Source organism: Hymenobacter elongatus, from assembly GCF_004745955.1.
GTDB classification, from domain to species: domain Bacteria; phylum Bacteroidota; class Bacteroidia; order Cytophagales; family Hymenobacteraceae; genus Hymenobacter; species Hymenobacter elongatus.
Genome location: NZ_SRLD01000025.1, coordinates 44,387 through 66,240, shown reverse-complemented (window position 1 = coordinate 66,240; position 21,854 = coordinate 44,387). Strand labels below are relative to the sequence as shown.

17 protein-coding genes are annotated in these 21,854 nt (G+C 61.6%); 8 read left to right on the top strand and 9 right to left on the bottom strand.

The annotated features are described in order from the left end of the window. Positions 1–244: 244 nt before the first annotated feature. Together E5J99_RS13430 and E5J99_RS13425 are read left to right on the top strand one after the other, a co-directional pair. Positions 245–1,594, top strand: a complete 1,350-nt coding sequence (locus tag E5J99_RS13430) for a D-alanyl-D-alanine carboxypeptidase/D-alanyl-D-alanine-endopeptidase (protein WP_135498325.1) — start codon at positions 245–247, stop codon at positions 1,592–1,594. 556 nt (positions 1,595–2,150) lie between these two features. Further along, entirely contained in the window at positions 2,151–3,806 is a 1,656-nt protein-coding gene (locus tag E5J99_RS13425) for a PA14 domain-containing protein (RefSeq protein WP_167852120.1), read from the top strand. 111 nt (positions 3,807–3,917) lie between these two features. Here the strand turns inward: E5J99_RS13425 and serA are convergent, their stop codons facing one another. The 4 genes from serA to E5J99_RS13405 all read right to left on the bottom strand — a co-directional run bounded on the left by serA (position 3,918) and on the right by E5J99_RS13405 (position 7,645). Beyond that, positions 3,918–5,819 (bottom strand): phosphoglycerate dehydrogenase, encoded by a 1,902-nt coding sequence (gene serA / locus E5J99_RS13420; protein WP_135498323.1) that lies wholly within the window; start codon positions 5,817–5,819, stop codon positions 3,918–3,920. A 77-nt stretch (positions 5,820–5,896) separates the two neighbouring features. Next, complete coding sequence (locus E5J99_RS13415) at positions 5,897–6,610, bottom strand: YetF domain-containing protein (protein WP_135498322.1); 714 nt, start codon at positions 6,608–6,610, stop codon at positions 5,897–5,899. A 301-nt stretch (positions 6,611–6,911) separates the two neighbouring features. After that, positions 6,912–7,151 carry a hypothetical protein gene (locus E5J99_RS13410; protein WP_135498321.1) on the bottom strand — a complete coding sequence of 80 codons (240 nt, stop codon included), beginning with the start codon at positions 7,149–7,151 and terminating at the stop codon, positions 6,912–6,914. A gap of 122 nt (positions 7,152–7,273) precedes the next feature. After that, on the bottom strand, positions 7,274–7,645 hold the full coding sequence (locus E5J99_RS13405) for a hypothetical protein (RefSeq protein WP_135498320.1): 372 nt from the start codon (positions 7,643–7,645) through the stop codon (positions 7,274–7,276). Positions 7,646–7,816: 171 nt separating this feature from the next. Between E5J99_RS13405 and E5J99_RS13400 the strand changes: the two genes are divergently transcribed. The 4 genes from E5J99_RS13400 to E5J99_RS13385 all read left to right on the top strand — a co-directional run bounded on the left by E5J99_RS13400 (position 7,817) and on the right by E5J99_RS13385 (position 11,001). Next, a complete protein-coding gene (locus E5J99_RS13400) occupies positions 7,817–9,025 on the top strand; it encodes a helix-turn-helix domain-containing protein (RefSeq protein ID WP_135498319.1) in 1,209 nt (402 codons plus the stop codon). A gap of 201 nt (positions 9,026–9,226) precedes the next feature. After that, positions 9,227–9,742, top strand: coding sequence for a hypothetical protein (locus E5J99_RS13395; RefSeq protein ID WP_135498318.1), 516 nt, complete (start codon positions 9,227–9,229; stop codon positions 9,740–9,742). A 71-nt stretch (positions 9,743–9,813) separates the two neighbouring features. After that, entirely contained in the window at positions 9,814–10,383 is a 570-nt protein-coding gene (locus E5J99_RS13390) for a YceI family protein (RefSeq protein ID WP_167852119.1), read from the top strand. 33 nt (positions 10,384–10,416) lie between these two features. Next, positions 10,417–11,001, top strand: a complete 585-nt coding sequence (locus E5J99_RS13385) for a pirin family protein (protein WP_135498316.1) — start codon at positions 10,417–10,419, stop codon at positions 10,999–11,001. Between the two features lie 110 nt (positions 11,002–11,111). Here the strand turns inward: E5J99_RS13385 and E5J99_RS13380 are convergent, their stop codons facing one another. From E5J99_RS13380 to E5J99_RS13370, 3 genes are all read right to left on the bottom strand, one after another. Next, a complete protein-coding gene (locus E5J99_RS13380) occupies positions 11,112–12,554 on the bottom strand; it encodes an alpha-amylase family glycosyl hydrolase (protein ID WP_135498315.1) in 1,443 nt (480 codons plus the stop codon). A gap of 120 nt (positions 12,555–12,674) precedes the next feature. Continuing rightward, positions 12,675–13,088, bottom strand: a complete 414-nt coding sequence (locus E5J99_RS13375; protein WP_245318962.1) for a DUF983 domain-containing protein — start codon at positions 13,086–13,088, stop codon at positions 12,675–12,677. A 456-nt stretch (positions 13,089–13,544) separates the two neighbouring features. Beyond that, positions 13,545–14,513, bottom strand: a complete 969-nt coding sequence (locus E5J99_RS13370; RefSeq protein ID WP_135498314.1) for an aldo/keto reductase — start codon at positions 14,511–14,513, stop codon at positions 13,545–13,547. A gap of 436 nt (positions 14,514–14,949) precedes the next feature. Here E5J99_RS13370 and E5J99_RS13365 point away from each other — a divergent pair, with 436 nt between their 5' ends. Next, positions 14,950–15,765: a class D beta-lactamase gene (locus E5J99_RS13365; protein ID WP_135498313.1), complete on the top strand. Its 816-nt coding sequence runs from the start codon at positions 14,950–14,952 to the stop codon at positions 15,763–15,765. 435 nt (positions 15,766–16,200) lie between these two features. Here E5J99_RS13365 and E5J99_RS13360 read toward each other — a convergent pair whose 3' ends face one another. Beyond that, a complete protein-coding gene (locus E5J99_RS13360) occupies positions 16,201–19,233 on the bottom strand; it encodes a TIM-barrel domain-containing protein (RefSeq protein ID WP_135498312.1) in 3,033 nt (1,010 codons plus the stop codon). Positions 19,234–19,356: 123 nt separating this feature from the next. On the opposite strand from E5J99_RS13360, the gene E5J99_RS13355 reads away from it, so the two are divergent. Beyond that, the gene (locus E5J99_RS13355) at positions 19,357–19,740 is read left to right on the top strand and encodes a hypothetical protein (RefSeq protein WP_135498311.1); all 384 of its coding nucleotides are present in this window, start codon (positions 19,357–19,359) and stop codon (positions 19,738–19,740) included. 337 nt (positions 19,741–20,077) lie between these two features. Here the strand turns inward: E5J99_RS13355 and ggt are convergent, their stop codons facing one another. After that, on the bottom strand, positions 20,078–21,811 hold the full coding sequence (gene ggt, locus E5J99_RS13350; RefSeq protein WP_135498310.1) for a gamma-glutamyltransferase: 1,734 nt from the start codon (positions 21,809–21,811) through the stop codon (positions 20,078–20,080). Positions 21,812–21,854: the final 43 nt, after the last annotated feature.

Sequence of the window (21,854 nt, the reverse complement as noted above, 5' to 3'; positions counted from 1 at the left end):
TCAAATATGTGGGCCGGCCGGTGCTTTTGTCAGAATCTTGCGCCCGTAGTAGTAGGGCAGGAGAGTGATAGCATGCGACTGTTCGGTCGATGATTTTGGATGAGCTCAAACGCTAGAAACGCTATTTTTGATTAAATCTTTACTTAAGATAGGAGTGCATAAAATACTACTTACAAATAGCATGTATATCCTAGTATAATTGACGGTTGAAGCTGCATATTGCGCGCCCAAAATCCTCCGTGCTATGCGCTTCTTCTGCATCCTGTTGTTGCTGCTCTCCTGTAATATGGCCGCGCCTGCCGCGCCTGGCAATGGTGATGACACCGCCGCCGAAACGGCGCTCCGCCGCGGCAAGGGACCACAGTGGCTGAACCGCCTGATTGCCAGTTCGCCCATTCTGCGCCAGCACCACGTGGGGGTGTGTATCGCTGATGCCACCACCGGCGAGCCGCTGTATGAGCTCAATAGCGAGCAGTATTTCACGCCGGCCAGCACCATGAAGCTCTTCAGTCTCTACGCGGGCCTGCATCTGCTCGGCGACTCACTGCCCAGCCTGAGCTACGTGGTGCGCGCCGATTCGCTGGTATTTTGGGGTACCGGCGACCCCACGCTGCTACATGGCGACGTGCCTAGTAGCCGCGCCTTCACGTTTTTGCAAAGCCGCCCCGAGAAACTATTCTATGCCCCTATTCCCTGCGTTGAAGCCTTTGGGCCCGGTTGGAGCTGGGACGACTACAACTATTACTACTCCCCGGAGCGCGGCCCCTTCCCGATTTATGGCCATACGGTGCGCTTCTATGCCAGCAGCACCCAGCGCCTGCGCGTGTCGCCGCCGGCTTTCACGGCGCTGGTGGAGCCCGCGCCCCCCGGCTACGCCAGCACCGACCACGTACGGCGGGTGCTGCTGGAAAACCGCTTCTACGTGCTGCCTTTCAGCAAAAGCTGGATCGACGAAACGCCCTTCCGCACCAGCCCCGGCTTGCTGCTACAACTGCTTCAGGATACGCTGCGCCGCCCGGTGCAGCCACTCCCATGGCACCCGCGCCCCCAAGACAGCATCCGTACGCTGCACGGGCTACCCGTCGATTCCCTGTACCGCCGCATGCTGCAGGTGAGCGACAATTTTCTGGCCGAGCAGCTGCTGCTGCTGTGCGCCAGCCGCCTCGGGCCCGACTCATTGAGTACGGCCCGGACGATCCGGGTTGTGCGGCAGCGGTTTTTGCCGGATTTGCCCGACGCTCTGCGCTGGGTCGATGGCTCGGGCCTTTCGCGCCTGAACCTGGCGACGCCCCGCAGCCTGACGGCCCTGCTCGGCAAGCTGCACCAGGAAGTGCTCGAGCCCCGACTGTTGAGCCTGCTGGCGGCGGGTGGCGGTCATGGCACGTTGCGGCGCGGCTACCACGACGCGCGCGGCCCGTGGTTCTGGGGCAAAACCGGCACGCTCACCAACACCCACAATTTGTGTGGCTATCTGCGCACCCGCAAGGGCCGCCTGTTGGCCGTCAGCTTTCTGAACAACAACCATGTGGTAGAAACCAGCGCCGTGCGTAAGGAAATGGAGCGAATCCTGGCGCAGGTGCGAGACCGAATGTGAGGCTAGCTACTGATGACTTTCGGGCGAGCAAAGCAGTGGCTGGTGCCTGGGGTTTTGCTTTTGTGTCTTGCTTCGACAAGCGGCCGCCATATCAAGCAGGACGTAACATCAGCTTTTTGTAAACGCCCAACTACACTCCTGAGTGCTGGCCGAATTTCATACGTCGAATACGGCTGTGCTGCTGTGTTCCACCACGTCGTATTGCTACCAGGAAGTGCTGCGGGACCAGCAGAGAGTAGTACTCCGGTGCCCGGCTCCAGTGCGCCCGCTTTGGAGCGGCATTTCCAGCCGCGCTCATTGCCTGAAAGACGTACCGACAGCTGTAGCGCAGGGGCCCGCCCTGAAATCGACTTATCAGTAGATAGGAAAGCAATTGGTACTCTGATATTTGTACTATGCTTAGAAGAAGCAATTAGTTATCTAGGCAATGCAGGGTATTATTGGCATGAATGGCTGATAATTGGTAGATTCATGCCTCCATTCGATAAAAAGCGGCGCGCCTAGCGCACGAGTCGTCGTCTTTAGTTCGAGTGGTGTCACCTCAAATCCTCCCGCTGTGCATCGCTTGATTCTCTGCTCGCTGGTAGCCAGCTTTAGTGCCGGCACAATAATAGCTGCTCCTGCTACCGTCGCTCACTTGCCGCCTGGTCGTCCGGGGGTAGTCTCGACTACAACACCCGTGCAGGGAGCAGGTACCGGCTTGACGGGCAGCTACTTCGCCAACGGAAGCTTGGCCGGTGCGCCTCTGCAGCAGCGCGTCGATGCCGCCATCAATTTCAACTGGGGCAAAGGAGCACCCGGTCCGGAGCTCTCCGATGATAATTTTTCCATCCGGTGGGAAGGCCTGGTGGCCGCTCCCTCTACCGGCAGCTACCGCTTCATCGGCAAAACCATCGACGAGGTGCGGGTGTGGGTGAACGGTAAAAAGGTTATCGACACGTTCAATGGCAACAAAATCGGGGCCCAGGGCAGCGGCCCGGTTGGGTTGGCGGCGGGAGAAAAAACCACCATCAAGATTGAATATGCCGCTGGCGAAGGAGACGCCCAGTTTCAGATGATATGGGTGCCACCGGGGCAGGGTCCTCAGGTTATTCCCACCTCAAATCTGTATCCGCTCGGCTCGCCTACCACTCCGGACCCAGCCAGCGCCGCGACGGTAGCGGCCGCGCCGGCCCCCGCCGCGAAGCCCGCGCCCGCGAAAGTCGTGGCCAAGGCCAAAGTAGAGCCCAAGGCCAGGGTGGCAAAGGTAGCGGCCCCCGTCGAAAAGCCCGAAGTCAAAGTGGCTAAGGTAGACCCAAATGCCGCCGCCAAAGCCGAAAAAGCCACTGCGAAAGCAGCCGCTACGGCGGCCGCTACTGCCGCAGCAGCAACCAAGGCTGCGGAAGCCAAAGCCAAGAAAGCTCCGGCCCCCGAAATTCCTGCCCTGGAGCCCGGTGTATACGTGCTGACCTCGCGCACCACCGGCAAGCCGCTGGAGGTAGTTGACCCTTCCCGACCCAATAGCCGCGCCTATCAGGCGGAGGCGATGGGTAGCAACGGTGCCGCTGCCACCAGTAGTGCCCCGCAGTGGCGCGTCGAGCGGCTCGCCGATGGCTATTACCGCTTGGTGGTGCCGGGCAACAACCGGGTGCTGGAGGTATTGGGCAGTTCGACATCCAACGGGGCCGACCTCGACCTGTGGCCTTATTATAGTGGTAATAACCAGGTATGGCGCATCGAGCCTACTGAGAAGGGCTATTATAAGCTGCTGGCCAAGCACAGCAACAAGGCTCTCACTGCCAAAGACTCCGTGGACGGCAGCTTGCAGCAGTGGCGCTATAGCGGCAAGGAAACCCAGATGTGGAAGTTTCAATCCGTGAAGGCGCAGGAGCCGGCGCCCGTTGCTATGGCTGGCAGCCGGCCGGGCGTGGGAGCCAACAAAATGAGTGTGTACCCCAATCCCAGCAATGGCGTGGTGCAGCTGCGCTACGAGCTGCCGGAGGAAATTCCGATGGGCTGGGTGCTGTATAGCCAGAACGGCGCGCCCGTGCGCGTATCCGACTACCGCAAGCAGCCCGCCGGTGCTCACCACCAAACGCTGGACTTTACCACCCTGCCTACCGGCGACTACAACCTGCGCATGACCGTGGGCACCGTCACGACCCGGGAGCAAGTGCAGCTGCGCAACCCCAAAGTAGACCCGGTGCCTACCGCCCCGCTTGGCAGCAACTAAGGACAAGGGAATTGTACCCCCAGACACAAACGGGCGGCTCCATCTGGAGCCGCCCGTTTGTGTCTGGGGGTAGTAGGCCAACAGAAATTATTCGATTGCCGAACGTGGATTTTAATATAGAACCCGAAACTTAATCGTGTGCTCTACCTCGCGCAGGGCCTGAATCACTTCCTGGTCGTACTCCTTGTCGATGTCGGTAATCACGTAGCCAATGTGCTCGTTGGTTTTCAGGTACTGCCCCAGGATGTTGACGTGGTGGGCTGCTAGCACGTTGTTGATGCTAGCCAGCACGCCGGGCACGTTGGCGTGAATGTGAATAAGGCGATGGGCCTGCTGCAGCGGCAGTTGGATATTGGGGAAGTTGACGCTCTGCTGGGTGTTGCCGGTGTTCACGTACTGCATGATGCGCTCGGGCACGAACTCGGCGATGTTGCGCTGGGCCTCGGCCGTGCTGCCACCGATGTGGGGCGTGAGCAGCACGTTGGGCAAGCCCCGTAGCTCACTTTCGAAGTCTTCATCGTTGGTTTTGGGCTCGTGCGGAAATACGTCGACGGCGGCCCCGCCGAGGTGGCCGCTGCGCAGGGCCGCAGCCAGGGCTGATACGTCGACTACGTGGCCGCGGGCGTTGTTGAGCAGCAGGGCTCCGGGTTTCATCAGGGCCAGCTCGGCGGCCCCGATAAGGTTGGTATTTTCCTGGCGGCCATCCACGTGCAACGTCACCACGTCGGCCTGGCGGAGCAGCTCTTCCAGGGTGCGGCAGCGCACGGCGTTGCCCAGCTGGAGCTTTTCGGCCACGTCGTAGTACAGCACCTGCATGCCCACGGCCTCGGCCACCACTGAGAGCTGGGAACCGATGTTGCCGTAGCCGACGATGCCGAGCTTCTTGCCCCGGATTTCAAACGCTCCCCGCGCCGACTTGTCCCACTCGCCCCGGTGCATCTTAGGGTTTTTCTCCGGAATGCGGCGGGCCAGCACGATGATTTCGCCCAGGGCCAGCTCTACCACCGAGCGGGTGTTGGAGAAAGGTGCGTTGAACACGGCCACGCCGCGCTTCATGCATTCGGGTAGGTCAATCTGGTTGGTGCCGATGCAGAACGCGCCCACGGCAATGAGGCGGTTGGCGCGTTCCAGCACGCGGGCCGTGACCTGCGTTTTGCTGCGGATGCCAAGGATGCTCACGCCCTCGATCTGCTGCATCAGCTCATCCTCGTCGAGGCCGCCGGGCACGATGTCGACCTGGTAGCCTTCGGCACGGAACAGCTCGGCGGCGCGGGCATCGGGGTTTTCGAGCAGCAGGACGCGAATACGGTTTTTGGGGTAGCTCAGGGTCATGGGCAGCTTATTCTGGTAGAGAAACTCGTCGAAGGAAGGTAGTACTTCGTCGGCGCGGGCCACCACGGCGGCGCGGCTGACGTTTTCGGTGAAGGCGTAGAAGCGGTTGGCCAGCCCGGCTTCGCGCATCTGGTAGTCGGTGTAGCCGTCGCCGAGCACGTACACGTCGCCAGCCAGGTCGAGTTCGCGCAGCTGCAGGATTTTGCCGCCGTCGCGGCTCAGCACGTTGTCGGCGTCGAAGCCGGTGATGCGGCCGGTTTCGTCGAAGGTGAAGGTGTTGGCCAGCACGTGGTCGGCGTCGATGCCGAAGTCGGCCACCACGGGCTCGATAAACTCGCGAAAGCCGCTACTGATGATGTATACGCGCCCCGGAAACTGCGCGAAGAAGCCCCGGTTGCGCACGATGCTGTCGGAAACCTTGGTTTTGAGCTGGGCCACCAGCAGGGGCAGATGCTCGCGCCGGGCCGGCAGCAGGGCCAGCCGCTGCCGCAACGACTCCGAAAAGCTCAAACTGCCGCTCATGCCCGCGTCAGTCAGGGCCCGGATTTCACCCACGATTCTCTCCCGGTCGGGGTGGCCCTGCAGGGCAATATCGGCCAGCTCATCCAGCCCTTCCACCTGGGTGAAGGTGCTGTCGAAGTCGATGATGAGGTAGGGGAGCGGCGTGGTTGGTTGAGGCATAGCGGCGGTAATATCGGACGGAAATAGCAGCTACCCCGGCCATGAACTGTAAACCTGCGTTTTTGCTGTTCCCGTGTTTACCCTACTCGGTTGGCCTCGCAGGCCGGTAGCCACTGGTCTTCCTGACACTCCGGACAGCGCGCCGTGCCGCCCCGGGGAAGCTCCAGCACGTGGCCACAGGTGGTGCAGGCATAGCTTCCCGCTTCTTCTACACGGCGGCGCTTTTGCTCCAGGCGCTCGGGCCAAATGGGCAGGCCAGGGTGTGCTTCCCCATTCTCATAAAAGTATACGCTGGTATGACCCGTCGCTTCGATATAGGCGCGGCGCACCTGGCCCAGGTGCTCGACTTGTACTTGCCGCAGCTCGCCGAATAGCTCTTTCTGGGTCAGGTTTTGCTTGCGGAAGGCCCCAATACAAATACGCCCTTCATCGACCAGCAGCACGGGCGCGCCCTCCAGCCAGTCGGAGAAGCGCGGGAGCTTTTCGGTGGCCCGGTTGAAGGCCACATACAACATTGCTACCATCACGAACACAACCAGCGCATGCAGCAGTGGTGTGTCGTGGTAGAGCATGGTGTCGCCGGCGGCGGAGCCTAGGGCCAGGATGATGCTCAGCTCAAAAATTGATAACTGCCGCACCCCACGGCGGCCCGTGATGCGCAGCATGCCGAGGAGCATAAAATACGTGAGCACGCAACGCACTACGACTTCCAACAAAAACAGGACCGGGGCATCGTCGGACCACAGCATGCGCTGCCAGTCGAAAGGTTGAATATCAGCCGCTAAGAGCATACACCGGGTTTAGGTAGCTTAGCTTAACGCAATTTTCAGTGCCTCCGTTGTTCGGGGCATGCCTCCGTGCGGCACCTCTCTGGCTGTGCCCGGAGGCAAGGGAAGCCTATACCGAGGACAAAGGAGCCAGCCGGCGCGCTACCCAGCTAGTACAACGGCTGCAGTGTCTGGGCTGGACTCAATAGGATACAGGGTGTCGAGTCCTGGGGCCCCGTTTACGATAACAGCTCCTGCTTCCGGCATCTTTTGGACGTCGGAAACAGGAGCTGTTATCGTAGACTGCGCATGGGCAATCCGGTGGCTAGAAGCGCTTGGCTGAGCTGGGAATAACCAAGCGGCTACGCGCCGCCAGCCGAGCCCGGGCGGCCGTGTTGGCCGCTTGCTCCCGCGTAGGGTAGTCACGCTTGGGGTCGGGTAGGCCGGCCACTAGTAGGGCCTGGGCAGCCGAAGAAGAAAGGGTAACGAACCGGGGCAGGCGCGCAACGGAAGCCGCATCCGAAGCCGAAGCCAGCGGACGAATCAGGGAAGACAAGGTATTCATGCGTCGAGGAAAAATGAGGCCGCCTGTAGTAGATTACGAGGGCAGCATCGGGCAATAGAATAAAACGAAACCAGCCGGCACGTGCCGGACAACGTCAGACCAATTTGGCCCGACCATTCGAATTATCCCCGACGGGGCGGCGAATATACTTCGCCCTGAAAACCAGTGGGCGCTGCTACCAGATGGGTGGTGGCAACGCGGGAAGCAGAAACGACGAGAGCAGGAGCCGGCAGCGCCATTGTTTCGGCCAGACAATGGAGGTCCAGGGCTTTGAGCGTGCTCAGCAGGTGCTGAGGCGTTTCGTGGTGGTGGTCGTGCCGCAGCAAATGGCTCTGGTCGCCGTTGCAGGTGTCGAAGCAGTCGAGGCGCAGGTAGTTGCGCTGCTGGCAGTCGGAGCTGTGCACGTAGGGGTTGCTAGCCGAATAGCGCGACTGTTCGGGCCGGTTCACGAGGCCGGCCGCCACTACCAGCAGGTAGTTGCACAGCAGCAGCACAAGTAAGCAGATACGGGCCAAGGCGAGCGGCGCAGCCAGAAAAGCTGCCGGGTATGGTGGGAGGAAACGTAGCCTGGGGCCACGGCTGCATCTACGTACTGGGGAAGGATTTGGATGAGGCAATAGCCAAGATCAGTAAAACGGACAACGGAAAAAGCTGTTCTTTGCCGGATGCAGCTCACCCTCACGCCCCTGGCTATTCTCCTCTTCGCCGTTATTGCGCAGGCTGGCTTCGCGGCGGGGCTGCTGTGGTTTGGGGCGCAGAACCGGGTGCCAAACCGGTTTCTGGCGCTGCTGATGCTGGCCATCGGCTTGTGGCTGCTCGATGGATTTTTCCGGGTGGCGGGTATTTATACCCACAAGCCGCAGTGGTATTTCAAGCCGATCTACTACTCGTTTGCCTTCGGCCCACTGCTCTATTTCTACGTTCAGACTCTGATAAACCATGATTTTCGTTTCCGGCGGCGGCACCTGTGGCATTTTGCCCCGGTCCTGATTCAGGCTGCTTTGTATGGCTGGCTAAGTTTGGAGCCCTACGAGTTTCGGAGCTGGTTCTGGCAATCGGTGCACCGGCCCTACACCTACCGACTGGAGTTTATCGGGACCTGGGGGTCGCTCATCGTGTACCTGGGGCTGAGCCTGCGGCGGCTGCGGCACTATCAGCGCTGGCTGCCCGAGCACTTTTCCGAAACCTCGCAGCTGCGGCTCCAGTGGCTGCGCGTACTGCTCCTCGCCCTGGCCCTGGTGAGCGGGCAGTGGCTGGTGGAGCTGGTGCTGCGCGAGTTTTTCGGGCTCTACTACCGCTACGACTATTCCACCGAGCTGCTGGGCGGCGTTGTGTTTCTGATTGGCATCGTGGGGTTGCGGCAAGCTACGATGCAGGCCGTGCACTTCGCCCCCGACCAGCCGGAAGCAGAAGCGGTGCTGCCCGTGGTACCGCCGCAAGCCGCCAACTGGCCGCAAGCCGGGTCGAATGGTGCTGCTGAACTCCACCAGCTGCTGCCGTCTGTGCTGCCGCTGCGCGAGCCAGCCGTGGTAGATGCCGCCGTGCGGGAGCGGATTCGGCGGGCACTGGAGGACGACGAGCTGTTCCGCAACCCCACGCTGAGTCTGGCCGAGCTGTCGGCCCACACCGGGCTGCCGCCGCGCCTGATTTCCTTCACCGTCAACAATGGCTTCGGCAAGTCCTTCAACGACCTGGTGAATGGCTACCGCGTGGCCGAGGTGCAGCGCCGCCTCACAGCTACCGACGACGCAGCCCGGCTCACGCTGCTGGGCATTGCCCTGGAGTGCGGCTTCAATTCCAAGACCACCTTCAACCGGATTTTCAAGCAGTTTGCCGGCGTGGCCCCGAGCGAGTTTGTCGCCGGTCGGGAATGAGAGCGTGTGGGGGAATTAATGGAAAAGCCGAAACGGTCGTGCGGAGCTTTTTCTATCAAGCTCCAAACCACGCTCTGAGGCAGAAATAGGTGTCGATGTAGTGCCAGATCCGGATATGGGACGGCCCATATCCGCTGGTGGGGCGCTTGGCGTGGCGTGCGCTGGCACTTTTGTACCGTACTCATCCAACAGAATACGGTTATGAAATATCTGCTTCTGGCGCTGCTGTTCGCCGCTGCTACCTCCCCGCTCCTGGCCCAAACGGCCTGGTCGGACAACACCCGGGCGCTGCCCGACAAGCTTCGGCGGGTGCCCGTGGGCATTATGCTCTGGCACACCCCCAACCCCAACTACCCCGAACCCGACGTGGCCCAGCCCGGCCACTACCTGTGGAAGCACAGCACGATGGTGCGCAACGAAACGGGCCAGGAGCTGGAGGTGGTGGAGTGCGGCAGTTTTATCTGGTATAGCGCGGCGGGCTGGCAGGCCAATCTGACGGAAACGCCCGCCGAATTTGCCGAGCTGTTTGGCTGCCCGCAAGCGCGCTTGCGACCAGGCACGACCTACACGTTCGCCAAAAACTACCGCTACGCGGCCAGCGCCAAAAGCCTCTACGGCGGCGACGCGCTCTGGTATATTCTGGCCAAAGACAACAGTGGCAAGCTCTACAAAGGCATGGGCCTGATTGAGACGGAAGCCAGCGTGCAGGGCAAATAGGCCCGCGACAGCCCCCGGATTTTCTTCGCTTTAACGCCTCACCAGGTAATTCAATGTTCAGCTTTTGTATCATGAAAACGTTGTTACTCTTTCTTCTGGCTTTCACTAGCCTCGCTTTTCGGCCCGCGCTGGTGCTCTACCGCGTCGATACGGCCGCCAGCCGGCTCACCTGGACCGGCCACGCCGAAGTCGGCACCTGGGCACCCTCGGGCACCGTGCAGCTGCGGCAGGGCCAGCTCGAATACGGTGCTAATACGGTGCGTAACGGCCGCTTCGAGCTCGACATGCGTACCATTGCGCACGCCAACGCCGACCTGCAGAATCACCTGCGCAACGCCGATTTTTTTGATGTGGCGCGGTTTCCCACGGCCGTATTCGTGCTGAGCGACGTGACGGATCATGTGGCCCGGGGCCAGCTCACGGTGAAAGGTATCACCCGGCCGTTGCGGTTTCCGGTGCGCGTGACGCGCGTCGGCAACCGGCTGCGCGTGCAGGGCACGGCCAGCGTCGACCGTACCCAGTTTGGGGTGCAGTTCAATTCCAGCAGCTTCTTCCAAAACCTGGGCGACGAGGCCATCGGCAATACCTTTGAGCTGGCGTTTGATATCGTGGCGCAGGCCGCTTCCGTTGGGGCGCGGTAAGGGTTCGGAGAAACATTCTGCCTCCACCGCCGGATGCGCGTACAGCCCCCAACAACCGACTTTCATGCCGAAGTATCGTCTTCGGAATTTAAAAAAAACGGCGGCGGCCTGGAGATTCTACAGCTCTGGCTTAACCTGCCCGCCCGCCTCAAAATGACCGAGCCGCGCTACGTGGACTTGCAGCAGCCGGACATCCCCAGCCTCCCGCTCGACGAAGGCTGCGTAATGGTCAACCTGATTGCCGGGGCCTGGGAAGGCCAGCAGCCGGCGTTCAAAACCCTTTCGGAGGTAACGCTGAGCACGATTTTCTTCCGGGCCGGGGGCGAGCTAACCATACCGGTGCCCGCCGCGCACAACATCTTTTTCTGCGTTGTTCGCGGTGCTCTCACCGTCAATGGCCAGGCGGCCGAAGCGCTGCACCTGGTCGAGTTTCACAACGACGGCGACTCGCTGCATATTCAGGCCGGTGCGGCCGATGCCGTGCTGCTGTTCGGCCACGCCCAGCCCTTCGATGAGCCAGTAGTAGCCCAGGGGCCCTTCGTGATGAACACCGAAGCGGAAATCCAGCAGGCCTACGACGACTATCGGCGCGGCAAGTTTGGCCAGTGGCAGCACTAGGGGTTTGGGGAAGAGGGGCGGCAAACCTCGTCTGTCATCCTTCATCCGGCGATGCTGGATGAAGGACGACAGAATAAAAAATGCTCGACGCAAAAAAGATACTGCTCCGTCTACCGCTTCTCCGTCACTTGCTCATACACCTGATACCCGTGCGGTGGCAGCGCTAGCTTGGTACCGGTAGCCAAACGCTGCATTCTGCCCGTGAAAATCTCCCGGTAGCTGCCTTCCATCACGTGCTGCAAGCGTAGCTGCCGGGGCTTGTCGGCCACATTCACGGCCACCAGCACGGCCGCGTTGTTCTTGCGGCGCAAAAAGGCGTACACGTCGCTGGAATCGGCGGCGGGCAGCGCCCGAAACTGGCTGCACACGTCACCGTTGAGCAGGGCCTGGTTGTGCTTTTTGAGAGTAAGCAGCTTGGTGTAAAAGTCTTCCAGCGGGTAGTTGCCCCAGTTTATTGTATCCTTTTCGAAGAAGGCGAGCCGCTTTTTCAGGGCGGATTCCTGGCCGCTGTATACCATGGGCATGCCGGGCAGCAGGGCGGCCAGCACGGCCATGGGGCGCACGTTGGGGCCCAGGCGCTCATACTCGCTGCCGTCCCAGGCGTTGATGTCGTGGCTGGTGGTGAAGTTCATCAGGTACACGCTGGGCGGGTACCGCCGCCGTTCCCGGGCCAGGTAGGTATTTAGGTCGTGGGCGGGGCGCTGGTGGCGGGCCACGCTGTCGAGCACGTCGTGCAGGCGCAGGCCGTAGGTCATGTCGAAGGCTCTTTCCAGCAAGTGCGTGTTGGGGTCAAATTCGCCGGGCTTCAGGAACGTCGGCGGAAACAGCTCGTCCCACTCCGCCAGCATAAATACCGGCTTGATCTGCTCCAGCTCCCGCCGGGTTTGCTCCCAGAAAGGCGTGGGCACCAGCCCGGCCACATCGCAGCGGAAGCCATCGAAATCGGCCTCGCGCACCCAGAAAGCCATGCTTTCGCGCATATACCGCTGTAGTTCGGGCTTGCTGTAGTCGAGGTCAATAACGTCCTGCCAGTCGGCTACGGGCGGGCGAAACCGGCCGGCGGCGTCTTTGGTGAACCAGTCGGGGTGCGCTACGGCCAACTGATTGTCCCAGGCGGTGTGGTTGGCCACCCAGTCCAGAATCACGTGCATGCCCAGCGTGTGGGCCTCGGCCACCAGATGCTTCAGGTCGTCCATCGTGCCCATATCGGGGTTCACGGCCCGGTAGTCGCGAATGGAGTAGGCGCTGCCGAGCTTACCCTTGCGGTGTTGTCGGCCAATGGGCTGCACTGGCATGAGCCAGAGAATGCCCACGCCCATTTTCTGCAGGCGCGGCAGCTGTTGCTCGAAAGCCTTGAATGTTCCCTCAGGAGTATACTGACGGATATTTACCTCGTAGATGCTGGCGTTGCGGGCCCACTCCGGATGCCTGACGATGTAGGCCGGCGGCACAGTGGCGCACGGCGCCGCGCTGCCGTCCGACGATGAGGAAGAGCAGGCTGTTGTCAGCGCCAGTACGGCACTGGTCCCGGCGAGTAGAAGACGATGAAGCATAGACTAAGTACCGATTTTTCGCGCGAAACAGCCCAGCTTGGTGCCGCAAAAAGGCCAGAGTCCGGCGGGGCGAACGTCTGGCCTTGCAGAGGTGGTTGTGCTGGTTCGAGCCTGTGATACTCAGGAGGCCGAAGGCTGTTCCAGGGGACTTTTGCGGGGCGCGTCCGGCTTATAGCTCACGCCACCAAACAAATACAGCATAATAGCCCGGGAGTAGCGGAACACCAGCGGCATGAGCGCGAAGCTGGCAACGGCTACCGTCAGCACATACACCCACACGGCTGGGTCGCCGAGCAGGTAGTAGCACAGCACCCCGCTGATGGCAAAAATAGCGACGGAAAACCCGTAGCTGACGAACATGGCACCCCAGTAAAAACCCGGTTCGGGTTCGTAGGCCTGCCCGCAGATGGGGCAGTTGTCGGGCATGCGGGCAAACTTAAAGCTCAGGGCTGGGTGCGTGAACAGCGGCCCCTCGTGGCAGCGCGGGCAGCGCAGGGCCACAAAAGCAAGAGCAGAGGATTCGATTCTGGGCATAGGAGCGTAAAGCACAAGTCGGACAAATGGTGGCTCGCCCGTTTTTCTACGAACAGAAATCGTGGACGGCTACTCAAGTCACTGTTTTTGGCTGACTTACTGGTACGCGGTTAGTTCTGAAGCTACCGCTAACCGGGTTTGTAGTAGGTCAGTAAGCGGCCATCAGATTAAGAACGTGTTTGGGTTTTTATTTTTCGCGTCATGCTTCGGCAAGTGGACGCCAGATGAAGCATGAAACGAAATCGGCGTTTTTGATAAATCCCAAACACCGTCTAAGTAATCGCGCAGAAGTAAGCGTACTGAATTTAGAACGTCATGCTGAGCTTGCCGAAGCATCTCTACCGCTTCGCTGAACAGTGCTGACGTAGCGGTAGAGATGCTTCGACAAGCTCAGCATGACCGTCTTTTTTGCTACGGTTACTTTTGCTTGAGTACTTGAGCTACATCGACTGCCGCCTAACTCTGTGCTTCTCCGGTGCCAGCCTGGGCCAGCTGCGCCAGGTCGTCGGGGCTGAGCTGCAGCTCGGCGGCTTGCAGCAGCTCCACTACCTGGTCGGGGCTGGTGGCGCTGGCTATAGGAGCCGTCAGGCCGGGCTGGGCAATAATCCAGGCCAGGGCTACCTGGGCGGGCGTTGCTTGCTGGCGGGCCGCTACGGCATCGAGGGCGGCCAGAATGCGCAGGCCTTTTTCATTGAGGTATTTCTGGCCTACGCCGCCGCCCCGGGCGCTTTTCTGCAGGTCGGCCGCCGAGCGGTATTTGCCGGTAAGAAAACCTGCCGCCAGCCCGTAGTAGGGAATCACGCCGATATGTTGCTCCTGCACCAGCGGTAGCAAATTCTGCTCAAAATCGGCGCGGTCGTAGAGGTTATACAGCGGCTGCAGCGTTTCGTAGCGCGGCAAGCCGTGCTGCGCGCTGGCCTCCAACGATTCGCGCAGGCGCTGGGCCGTGAAGTTGGAGGCTCCGATAACCCGCACTTTGCCGGCGCGCACCAGCTGGTCGTAGGCTTCCAGCGTTTCGGTCACCGGCACCGTCGGGTCGTCCTTGTGGGACTGATACAGGTCGATATAATCGGTCTGGAGGCGCTTGAGCGAGCCTTCCACGGCCCGGATGATGTAGTCTTTGGCCAAGCCCTTATTCTTAGCATTCACTTCCCAGCCCACTTTGGTGGCAATTACGACATCGTCGCGGCGGCCGCGCTGCCGGAGCCAGTGGCCGATGATGGTTTCCGATTCGCCGCCTACATGCCCGGGCACCCACACCGAGTAGCCGTCGGCGGTGTCGATGGCATTGCCGCCGCCAGCCACAAAGGCGTCGAGGATGCGGAAAGAAGTGGCTTGGTCGGCCGTCCAGCCGAATACATTGCCGCCCAATACGAGCGGTGCAATCTGTAGGCCGGAGTGGCCCAGCGTGCGGTGAGAGGTCATTAGCGTTGCAAAAGTGTGGAAAACAGGCAGCAGTTCTCGGGGCCGTAGCCCCACGGGAGCGTACTACTGTGTCCCGCTAAAATTGGTTTTGGGGGTGGCGCGGTAGTTCGCTTCGTGACCGATGAATCACCTAAGTCTGTCGCTTGAGGGGCTGGTAACAGCACCGGTTTGGGGTTCCTGCGCTAGTGTCCAGTGGCCGAAGCATGCCGCGTACAATACTACGCACATCCCGTGGTGGTAGCGAGGCGCTGGCCAGCAGCCGACAAAGCTGGCCCCGCACGGCAAAGATGCAACCCGGCTCGTAAGCGGCCTAGCTGCCGGTTGAACGGTGCCGATTCCATTATCTTTTCGCTCCGATTGGTATTTTTCCCGTTTAGGCACAGAGCTTGCCGAAGCGCGCCTTCTCCCGTCGTTCCACTTCCCAGCTGCTAGCCTGATGCGTTTTTCGGCCCTATTTCTCTTTCTACTCGTCGGGCTCGGTGCCAGCCTTAGCGCCAGCGCCCAGGTACTCAACGAGCGGGACTTCAAGAAATACTTCGACAGCTACGGCCTGCGGGGCTCTTTTCTGCTCTACGACCAGAAAGCCAACCGCTTCACGGCCTACGACATGGCCCGCTGCAACCAAGGCTTTTCGCCGGGGGCCACCTTCGATATTCCCAATACGCTTATCGGGTTGGAAACCGGTGCCATTCCCAGTGCCCGCCACACCTTCCGCTGGGACCAGGTGAAGCGCGAAAACGAAGCCTGGAATCAGGATTTGACCTTGCCCCAGGCGCTGCGACAATCCTGCCTGCCCTGCATGCAGCAAGTAGCCCAGGAAATAGGCGTGCAGCGCTACCAGCAGCAGCTTTTCAAGCTCAAATTCGGGCAGATGGTCGTGACGCCCGAGGCCCTGCACACGTTCTGGATGGGCGGCGTTTCGCGCATCTCGCAGTTTCAGATGGTGAATTTTCTGCGCCACCTCTACGCCGAGAAATTGCCGCCTGCGCCTCGCAACCAAGCCCTGACCAAAGAATTATTCCTGCTCAAAACTACGCCTCAGTGGAAGCTTTACGGGACCACTGCCTGGACGCAGCGGGCCAAGCTCACCAACGGCTGGTTTGTGGGCTGGCTCGAACAGGGCGGCAACGTGTACCTGTTTGCCCTGAATGCCGAACCCAAAGACGGCAAGCCCGCCGACGAGAAATTCATGACCGGCCGCCAAGCCATTGCCGAGCAGATTCTCCAGGACCTGGCTCTGCTGGCTAACTAGGCCGTGGCTGAAAATGATAAAGGCCGTTACTAAAACGTCATTCCGAGCTTTCTGCGCCTTAGGAGCTGTTTGAGCTGGCATTTAAAGCGCTCAGAACGATGTAGAGACGCATACTTGCGTCTCGTCGTTGAACGATTCGCCCGCACCATTCAACGACGAGACGCAACTATGCGTCTCTACATCGTTTGGATGACTCCAGAAACTACCGCAAACAGCTACTAAAGCAGAGGCCGACGAAGCTCGCGTGCCACGGTAGTCTTGTGTTCTGGCGGTAGAGAAGCTTCGGCTGCGCGGACGCCAGAGCAGGCAGGGCGGAATCAGGTGTGCCGTAAAATTCCCAACTGCTGCTTAAAACCTATTTGAATAGGCTAAAAAAGAACGTCATGCTGAGCGAAGTCGAAGCATGACGTTCTTTTTTCCTGTTCGGAGCGGCTCTTAGTCGCGCAGCAGCACCAGGCGCTGGTGCTGGCCTTGCATTTCGGCCGTGTATACGCCGTTGGGGAGCTGCTGGCCGCTGGCATCGGCCCCGTCCCAGGCCACGGAATAGGAGCCCGCCGCTTGCGCGGTAGCCGCAAACGTGCGCACGACTTCGCCCAGGCTGTTGCGGATAAGCAGCGGATACTGGCCCGGCGCGTGTAGCGAATAGCGCAGCTCGGTGCTGCCGCCGAAGGTGCGGTTGCTGGGCGCCTCCAGCGTCAGCTGCTCCGGTGCCGAGGTCGTCGCCAGTGCTTGGTTGAGCTGTAGCCCCCGGATAGAAACCGCCATAGGTTTTTTATCGAGCTCGAAACGCAGCCGCAGCGTTTGGCGCAGGGCGTCGTACTGCCAGTCGGTGGCCGGTGTAGCTTGCCCATTCAGCAGCACGGCGGTAGGCGCGGCCGCTACGCGTGGCACTTCCAGGTTGATGGTGCGCCGCGCCGGGCCGGTAGGGTAGGCGTGGCCGCTCACACTCACCCCAATATCAGCCTGCCCGCTGCGCACCTTGCCGGTAAAGGAAATCAGCTCAAACTGTTCGTTCCGGAGAGCCTGGGCCGATTTTCCGTCGTCGTCATACAGCGTGAAGCTCGACTCGGGCACTGTTGCATCGGCGTAGTAGCGCACGTTGAGCGTATCGGTGCGGTAGCGGGCGGTGGTAGCCACGTAGGGAGCCATGGGCAGAAAAGCGCCGGCCCGCACCAGCAGCGGAATGTGGGCCAATGGCGCGGCAATGCCTACGGTTTGGCTGCCACTGAACGTTTGGTGGGAATAGAAATCAACCCAGCGGCCGGCTGGCAGCACCACATTGCGTCGCCGCTGGCCGGGCTGCTGCACCGGGGCCACCAGCAGGTTGGGCCCCAGCAGATACTGGTCGTTGACGTTGGTGAGTGGCGCCGCGTTTTGCTCCGCGAAGGTCTGTTGCTGTCGTTGCTGCAGGCGGGCCTGGCCCCAGGTGCTGGAGGCTCGGGTGTTCCAGTTCCAGGTCGGCACGGGCTTGGCGTCTTCGGCTGTCACCTGTTCCTTTTCCTCTTCCGAAAGTAGTGGGTGCAAGGATTGCGGATCGAGGCGGGTTTCGCCGTAGTTCATGGGGCGCGCCAGCGGCGTGCCGGTCTGGCTGTTTTCCCAGGCCAGGGTGTAGAGGTAGGGCAGCAGCTGGTAGCGCAAATGCGTGTAGTCGCGCACGATGCTTTGGTAGGGCTCAGGGTACCAATACGGCTCGGGGGGCACGCCTTCGCCGTGCGGGCGCAGAATAGGGCCGAGGCTGGCCATCTGAAGCCAGCGCGTGTACAGCTCGGCATCGACGGGCCCGGCACAAAAGCCGCCCGCGTCGGAGTGCATGTAGCCCACGCCGCCCAGCCCCATGCTCAGCATAATGGGCACCTGGGCCTGAAATCCCGCCCACGAGCGGTTCACGTCGCCTGACCACGGAAACACGCTGTTGCGCTGCATGCCCGCCCAGCCCGAGCGCGACAGATTGAACAGCCGCTCCTGCGGATACTGCCGGGCGTAGCCCTCGCTGAGAATAGCGGCCCAGGCCTGCCCGTAGGCGTTGTGAATGCGGCGGGTGGGGCCCAGGTCGTATACCATATCGGCGGGCTGGTTTTCGGGCTCGCCCAGGTCGCTCCACCAGCCGCCTACGCCGTCCTGTTTCAGCCGGTCGTACTGTTGCCACATCCATTGCCGGGCTTTGGGCCGAAACATATCGACGAGCGTGGCCGGGCCGGCCCAGAACGATTCGACCGTGTAGGGCTGGCCATCCAGCCCGCGCCCCACCAGGCCCTGCGTGCGTACCAGCTCGTCGTTGCGAGAAGTGCGCATCACGTAAGGCTCCGAAATCAGGATAGTTTTGATGCCCGTCGAGTCGAGGCGGCGCATCATGCGGGCCGGGTCCGGAAACTCGGGTACCCAGCGGAAGTCGCCCTGCCGGGTGGTGCCGCCAAACCAGTACAGGTCGAGCACGAGGCCATCGAGCGGGAAGCCGGCGCGGCGCATGCGGCCGGCTACCTGGTACATTTCCTGTTCGGTTTTGTAGCCAAAGCGGCTCTGAATCAGGCCCATGCCCCAGCGTGGCGGCAGGGGCTGCTTGCCCGTCAGAGTAGTATAGCGGTCCAGGATTTCGGCGTATGAAGTACCGGCCACGATAAAATAGGCCAGGCTTTCCAGGCCTTCTCCCCGGTATTCGAGCGTGTTCGGGCTGGTGGCGCCCAAGTCGAGCGTGCCGGCCGTATGGTTATCAAAAAATAGCATGTAGCCCCGGCTGCTCACTACCGTGGGCAGGCTCACGTTCAGCGTCGGCTCGCCATTCTGGTAGCTGTAGTGGGCTTCGTTGTAGAGCGTGAGCTTGCGGCCGCGCCGGTCGAGGGGCAGGGCGCGGGAGCCGGTGCCGTAGAGATGCTCGCCCGGGGCGAGGCGAAACGAAACGCCCATGCCGCCTGGCGCGTCGCCCGCCGCCAGCTGCTGAAATACGCCGCCGGCTTCTGTCACTACGGGCTGGCCCCGGTATTCGTAGCTCACCCGCAAGGTTTTTTTGTCGATCCGGACTACGTAATCCAGCGCCGTATTCGTAACCAGAGGCCACACCAGGGCGGCGGGCTGGTTGCGTACCAGGCTGCGGTCGGGCTGCACGTTGTTCAGGTAGGGCTCCAGCTTGCGGTTGAGCCGCCCGGGATTGTCGACAATGTAGGCCGGCTGCACCACGCTCACCGAGGCAATATCCCGCACGGGCTGCCCGACCGGAAAATACTCCACCCGCACCACGCCCTCGGCCCACGGCTGCACGCGCACAGTGCCCCCGGTAGTGCTCCGGATGGTCAGGATACCACCCGCATACGAATGGCCCTTGTAGCTGCCGATGCCGCGCGTGGGGGCTGGTGCTTGCTGGCGGACAAATGGGTCCTGGGTGGGTGGGCCGCCGCCAGCCCGCTGGGCCAGGGCCGGAAGAGTAGCCACGGACAGCCACAGCAGCGGCAGCAGGCGACGGAAGGATGGAAGCATAGAAGAAGCAGTGCGGAATGAGGCCGCCAAGATACTGCGTTGGCAAGTGCAAGGCTAACGCTGCCAGCAACGACTCGCCCGGCCCAACCGTAGATACCCGCTACACCCTTACTTCCTACCGCTATGGCCCTTTCCTCCACCAACCTCAACGACCACCTCTATTCGACCAACCTCTCGCTGGGCGACCTGTTCAACAACCACACGTTTGCCCACGACCCCAGCGGCCTTGTTCCTATCATCGACAGCTGGGCTCCGCAGCTGCAGAATTCGGGCATCGCCGTGCTGGATACGGTTGCCGGCGAGCTGAACCAGCTCAAAAGCTACATCCAGGCCGGCGACCGGGTCGGCACCAGCACATTGCTGCAGCGCCTGGGCGAGCAATCCTCCAAAGCCGCCAGCAACACCCACGAGGTAGCCGGCAACCATCTGCACAACGGCCTCGGCGACCAGCTGCGCCACCTGGGCCAGCTCCTGATCATGGCCTCCGGCAATTTGAAAGTATCGTAGATTCTCTGCTTTCACCGACAAAAAAGAGCGGCGGCCTGCATCCTAGGCCGCCGCTCTTTTTTTGTCGGGACTTTACTGGCACCTCTGCCAGTTGTCATGTCTGATCTGGCATTTGCTTGCCGAAGCATTTCTACCGCAGTAGTAACCTCATGTATTGGGCGGTAAATGTGCTTCCGCTGCGCGGACGCCAGATGAGGGAACGTACGTCCAGACCTTTTACCGCAGCAAAGGTGAATAGTCGGGTGGCTGAGGCGAAGGATGTCTTCCGCGCAGCGCAGCCGGCTATTCGAACTCAGCTTTGCATCCACGTCCCTGTAGGGTTTCTGGCTGTCCGCTATCAATACCCCACTGCCGTATCGTCGCCGCGTGGGTCGGCCCCGCCTTCCAGGCGGCCATCGGGCAGCACCCGAATAGCATCGACGCGGCCCCAGGCTCCGCGCGGATGGATGGTGTAGCCGCGCTGGCGCAGGGAGTCGGCCACGGCGGGCGTCAGAGCGTCTTTTTCGGCGTCAATCTGGTCGGGAAGCCACTGGTGGTGCAAGCGCGGCGCCGCCACGGCTTGCTGCAGGCTCATGTCGTAATCGAGCACGTGCAGAATGGTTTGGAGCACGCTGGTGATGATGGTGCTGCCGCCCGGCGTACCGACCACCAGCTGGAGCTTGCCGTTTTTGGTCAGAATAGCGGGCGTCATCGACGAAAGCATGCGCTTGCCGGGCGCAATGGCATTGGCCCGCCCGCCCACCAGGCCGTAAGCATTCGGCGTACCGGCTTTGGCCGAAAAGTCGTCCATTTCATTATTGAGTAGAAAGCCTGCCCCGGCCACCACTACTTTGCTGCCATACGAGCCGTTGAGCGTGGTGGTGCAGCTCACGGCATTCCCTTGCGCGTCGACAATACTGTAGTGGGTGGTCTGGTCGCTTTCGTAGGCGGGCAGGTTGGGGCCAGCCGTGAGGTTGCGGCTGGGCGTGGCGCGGTGGGCCCGGGTGGTGGTCATGCGCTGCCGGTTGTAGGATTTCTCCAGCAGCTGTGTCATCGGTACCCGGCCAAAATCCGGGTCGCCGAGGTAGGTAGCCCGGTCGGCGTACACGCGTCGCTCGGCCTCCGTAATGAGGTGCACGCCGGTGGGCGAGTGCCAGCCGGCCTGCCGCAAGTTATAGGGCTCCAGCATCTGGAGCATCTGGAGCAGCGCCACGCCGCCGCTGCTGGGCGGCGGAAAGGTTGTTACCTCGTAGCCCCGGTATTGCCCGTGCAGCGGCGTGCGCCACTTGGGCTGGTAGTTCTGCAGGTCCTGCTTGGTGATAAGGCCCCGGCCGCGCTGCATTTCGGCCGCGAGTAAGTCGGCGGTGCGGCCTTCGTAAAACCCGGCGCGGCCCTGGTCCCGGACGCGGGCCAGCGTCTGGGCCAGCTCGGGGTAGCGAATCGTGTCGCCGGGCTGCCAGGTCCCGTCGTTGGCGGCCAGGTAAGCCAGCGGCTTCTGTGGGTTGTACTTCAGGAAAACGGCCCGATTGGCGTTCAGACCCGTAGCTTCTTTGGCCGTGAGGGCCAGGCCACGGGTGGCCAGGGCTACGGCGGGCTGCACCACGTCGGCCCAGGAGAGCTTGCCCAGCTTTTTGTGCAACGCTTCCATGCCGGCCACAGTGCCGGGCACGCCCACGGCCAAGTGGCCGGCCGTGCTCAGGCCGTCAGCCACGTTGCCTTGCGCGTCGAGGTACATGTCGCGCGAGGCGGCAGCGGGTGCGGTTTCCCGAAAGTCGAGGGCGCCTTCCTGGCCGTTGCGGCCCCGGTACAGCAGAAAGCCGCCGCCGCCGATGTTGCCGGCTACGGGCAGCGCTACGGCCAGCGCAAACTGTACTGCTACAGCCGCGTCGTAGGCATTGCCGCCTTTGCGCAGAATCTCCAGCCCGATGCGCGAAGCCTCCGGATGCGCCGACACAACCATGGCCTGGGCCGCCGTAACACCCAGCGTAGCGTCGGCAGCGGCAGCAGCAGCGGTGGAGCTGGCAGTAGGCGAAGAGGCGGTAGTGCAGGAGAGCAGCGAGGCCAGGGCCAGAAGCGGAAGGCGTGAATTCATACGGTGAAGATAAGCACGAGCCGCCGATGCGGCAGCAGCACCG

What these genes read in the sequence shown, in the direction of transcription:
- E5J99_RS13430 (WP_135498325.1), top strand. Translation starts at nt 245, where the DNA reads ATGCGCTTCTTCTGCATCCTGTTGTTGCTGCTCTCCTGTAATATGGCC.
- serA (WP_135498323.1), bottom strand. Translation starts at nt 5,819, where the DNA reads ATGCCTCAACCAACCACGCCGCTCCCCTACCTCATCATCGACTTCGAC.
- E5J99_RS13415 (WP_135498322.1), bottom strand. Translation starts at nt 6,610, where the DNA reads ATGCTCTTAGCGGCTGATATTCAACCTTTCGACTGGCAGCGCATGCTG.
- E5J99_RS13410 (WP_135498321.1), bottom strand. Translation starts at nt 7,151, where the DNA reads ATGAATACCTTGTCTTCCCTGATTCGTCCGCTGGCTTCGGCTTCGGAT.
- E5J99_RS13400 (WP_135498319.1), top strand. Translation starts at nt 7,817, where the DNA reads ATGCAGCTCACCCTCACGCCCCTGGCTATTCTCCTCTTCGCCGTTATT.
- E5J99_RS13395 (WP_135498318.1), top strand. Translation starts at nt 9,227, where the DNA reads ATGAAATATCTGCTTCTGGCGCTGCTGTTCGCCGCTGCTACCTCCCCG.
- E5J99_RS13390 (WP_167852119.1), top strand. Translation starts at nt 9,814, where the DNA reads ATGAAAACGTTGTTACTCTTTCTTCTGGCTTTCACTAGCCTCGCTTTT.
- E5J99_RS13385 (WP_135498316.1), top strand. Translation starts at nt 10,417, where the DNA reads ATGCGCGTACAGCCCCCAACAACCGACTTTCATGCCGAAGTATCGTCT.
- E5J99_RS13380 (WP_135498315.1), bottom strand. Translation starts at nt 12,554, where the DNA reads ATGCTTCATCGTCTTCTACTCGCCGGGACCAGTGCCGTACTGGCGCTG.
- E5J99_RS13375 (WP_245318962.1), bottom strand. Translation starts at nt 13,088, where the DNA reads ATGCCCAGAATCGAATCCTCTGCTCTTGCTTTTGTGGCCCTGCGCTGC.
- E5J99_RS13370 (WP_135498314.1), bottom strand. Translation starts at nt 14,513, where the DNA reads ATGACCTCTCACCGCACGCTGGGCCACTCCGGCCTACAGATTGCACCG.
- E5J99_RS13365 (WP_135498313.1), top strand. Translation starts at nt 14,950, where the DNA reads ATGCGTTTTTCGGCCCTATTTCTCTTTCTACTCGTCGGGCTCGGTGCC.
- E5J99_RS13360 (WP_135498312.1), bottom strand. Translation starts at nt 19,233, where the DNA reads ATGCTTCCATCCTTCCGTCGCCTGCTGCCGCTGCTGTGGCTGTCCGTG.
- E5J99_RS13355 (WP_135498311.1), top strand. Translation starts at nt 19,357, where the DNA reads ATGGCCCTTTCCTCCACCAACCTCAACGACCACCTCTATTCGACCAAC.
- ggt (WP_135498310.1), bottom strand. Translation starts at nt 21,811, where the DNA reads ATGAATTCACGCCTTCCGCTTCTGGCCCTGGCCTCGCTGCTCTCCTGC.